This window comes from Rhizobium sp. JAB6 (genome assembly GCF_003024605.1).
GTDB lineage: Bacteria > Pseudomonadota > Alphaproteobacteria > Rhizobiales > Rhizobiaceae > Rhizobium.
The window spans coordinates 1-2,386 of the sequence record NZ_PYJQ01000008.1 but is presented as its reverse complement, the minus strand read 5'-3'; the positions used below and the strand labels follow the sequence as shown (position 1 = coordinate 2,386).

The window sequence follows — 2,386 nt, the reverse complement described above, 5'->3', positions numbered from 1 at the left end:
CAGCCGTTCAAGGATCTGGCGGAGCGGATGTCGAAGGAACTGCCGCCCAACCCGCTTGATCTCATCGCCGATACCATAGCCGCGATATTTGACGACATTCACAGCGATCCGCGCAAGCGCAGCATGCTGAAAGTTATGATGCATCTCGATATAGCGTTTTGCGACGGCAGCACGAGCCGGGCGAGTTCGTTTCGGCACGACATGCACGAAAATTTCGAACGCATATTCACCCTTATGGATGAAAAGACTAAACTTCCGGCTCCCTGGACACCGGATACGGCCTCTTCCGCATTGACAGCGGTCATCGGCGGCCTGATCACCGAATGGACACTCGACCGCGGCACCTTCGAGCTGGTTCCTTGCGGACAGATGTTCATAAGGATGGTGCTGAAGACCTGGTTCCCGCTTGCTCAGACGCAAAAGCTGGCGATTACGGCGATCTAGAGATTCCGGGAAAGCCCGGGGCCGGCTTCCATTGCGAATCCGCTAGGAACAGCGATGGCGGTTCAGAAGCTCCGAGGCGGGCCAAACCGATTTTCCATGCCCAAACGCAAAAAAGGATCCGGAGGGAAAGCCAGATCCTTTGCTTTGATCGGAGGTCAACCGATCGATGAAAGAAGCCTGACGGATTGGAACGTCAGACTTCTCATACCCGGCGTTTAAGCCGGGTAATCCATATTAGAAGGCGCGTTCGAAGCGCAGGATACCAGCCCACTGATCCTGGTTCACAGAATCGAAGTTGGTGTAGGAGACTTCCGGCTCGATGAGCAGGTTCTTGACCGGGTTCCACTTGACGTTGGTGGTCGCGGCAAAGATCTTCGAGTCGGTGTAAGCGAGCTGGAGGTTCCACTTCAGCTTTTCGTTGATCGGAACGCCAACGCCGCCCCAAACGGCCCAGTCACCCCAGCCGCACTTCGACGGATCGTTAACAGGGCAAGCCGAACGATCGAGGTTGGTGCCTGCATACTTGTTCAGCTTGTCGCCATCGGTGTTCCAGCCGCCCATCAAGAAGGCCGAGAACGCGCCGAAGTCAGCGTCGACACGAGCCTTGATGGCGCCTTCTTCAACGATCGAGTCGTAACCGCCGACGACCTTGAAGCCCCATGCGCCGGACTTGAAGCCAGCACCGGCAACGACGTCAGGAGCGTAGTGATTGCCCTTGTCGTCAGACCACCAGCTTGCGCCGTAGCCAGCGCCCGAGCCACTGGAGTTCGAATCTTCAACCGAGATCACGGCCGTGAAGCCATTGCCGGCGTCGTAGTTGTAGGTCAACTGGTTGAGTTCGTACGGGCCGTCATAGATCACGTCGTCGTTGATGACGTCGCCGGCGTAACCGATGTAGGAGTTGTACTGCGAGTCAGCCTTACCGACGAGGAAACCGCCGAGACTGATGTTGGCGAACAGCAGCTTCGTGGAGGTGGAGTTGCCGTCGTTCCAATCCCAACGAATGACCGTGTTGGTCTTCAGCGGACCGTATTCGGTGTCGGTCGCCGTATCAACGCTCAGCTCTGCACGAGTGTGCCAGAGCGTACCGTTGTGGCTGTTCGGGTTATAGGCATCGTACCACTCGCCTTCGGTACGGACGCGGCCGCCGATCTTGAGGCAGGTTTCGGTGCCCGGAATGAAGAAGTAGCCAGCGCCGTATGCATCGCAGATGCGGACGTATTCCAGCGGCTCCGGCTCAGCTGCTACGATCGCGTCAGCCGCATGGGCGCCGGAAACTGCTGCCAGTGCAGCAGCGGAGCCGAGAAGAAGGCTCTTGATGTTCATTATTAAACTCCTGGTTGCAATATGCATTTCCAATTTACCGCGAGTACAAAGCTGGAACACCACCCTGAAGGCCACGTCGGTCTTAACGCGACCGGGCAGTCCGGCAAATACGCACCTGATGTCGGCTTGAGTCCCCTCTAACCTTCATGATTCACCCCCGCGGCAAAGGTATTGAAATGCCTCTACCGATCCGGCCGATTGCTCGTCCGTAAGACAATTTATGTCCTATATTCGGTTTACAAACAGCCCGTATGTTTGTCAATTCTGTGAAACCCGCTCCAGAGCTAGACTTGATCGCTGTTGCTTAAATGCAACTGGAGCAGCGCGTACCCCGCCGCAATCGCAGGCGGCGCCGAGGTGGCAAAACATGCACCAACCCGTGACAACCCTCCCTTAGACGGCATCAAGATCGATAGCGGATGAACAGTCGGCCTTCGGCGGCAACGGCCAAATCATGCACGCGGAGTTATCGAACGACCGGAATACAGAACCTTCCCGCTCCAGCAAAAGTCGGAAACAAAATTCAATAAATCGCTACACACAGAAATATTGAATCTTTCTAGATTCTTGCGACTCGCGTCATTGGAAAGGGACAAATCGCGAATGAATGAGAACC

General features: G+C 55.9%; 2 protein-coding genes. One reads left to right on the top strand and one right to left on the bottom strand.

Annotated features, from left to right (window positions below; translation table 11 throughout):
* A partial coding sequence (locus C7U61_RS10020; RefSeq protein ID WP_106997955.1) for a TetR family transcriptional regulator occupies positions 1–444 on the top strand: 444 nt, incomplete at its 5' end.
* Positions 445–678: 234 nt separating this feature from the next.
* Here C7U61_RS10020 and C7U61_RS10015 read toward each other — a convergent pair.
* Positions 679–1,770 (bottom strand): porin, encoded by a 1,092-nt coding sequence (locus tag C7U61_RS10015; RefSeq protein WP_106997954.1) that lies wholly within the window; start codon positions 1,768–1,770, stop codon positions 679–681.
* Between the last annotated feature and the right edge of the window lie 616 nt (positions 1,771–2,386).